The following is a 610-nucleotide window of genomic DNA, read 5'->3' as shown; positions in this document are numbered from 1 at the left end:
ACCGCCGGCAGCAAACAGCGTCAGGCTATAGAAGTTGATGAGGAAGGACAAGTCAGCGGCCAAACCACACCGAGTAAAGACAGCAATGCCCGATGGATCAAGAAAAACGGCCTCTACAAACTCGGGTACAAACAACATACCCGTACCGATGAGGAAGGCTATATCGGGAAACTGCACATCACCCCCGCCAATGCCCATGAGTGCAAACACCTGTCGCCTTTGCTGGAAGGGTTACCCAAAGGTACGACCGTCTATGCCGATAAAGGCTACGACAGTAAGGAAAACCGGCAACATCTGAAAGAGCATCAGTTGTTAGACGGCATTATGCGCAAAGCCCACCGCAACCATCCGCTGACGGAAGTGCAAACCAAACGCAACCGATATTTGTCGAAGACCCGTTATGTGGTCGAACAGAGCTTCGGTACGCTGCACCGTAAATTCCGCTACACCCGGGCAGCCTATTTTGGTCTGCTCAAAGTGAGTGCACAAAGCCATCTGAAGGCGATGTGTTTGAACCTATTGAAAGCGGCTAACAGGCTAAGTGTGCCTGTTTGTGCCTAAAAGGCGGCCCGGATGCCTGATTATCAGGTATCCGGGGAGGATTAAGGGG

General features: G+C 52.0%; 1 protein-coding gene. It reads left to right on the top strand.

Translation table 11 applies throughout. The annotated features are described in order from the left end of the window. A partial coding sequence (locus tag ACTHSW_RS10815) for an IS5 family transposase (protein ID WP_440373916.1) occupies positions 1-561 on the top strand: 561 nt, incomplete at its 5' end. Between the last annotated feature and the right edge of the window lie 49 nt (positions 562-610).

This window comes from Neisseria sp. P0008.S004 (assembly GCF_051962755.1).
Classification (GTDB): Bacteria; Pseudomonadota; Gammaproteobacteria; order Burkholderiales; family Neisseriaceae; genus Neisseria; species Neisseria subflava_A.
This window is presented reverse-complemented; position numbering and strand designations above follow the sequence as displayed.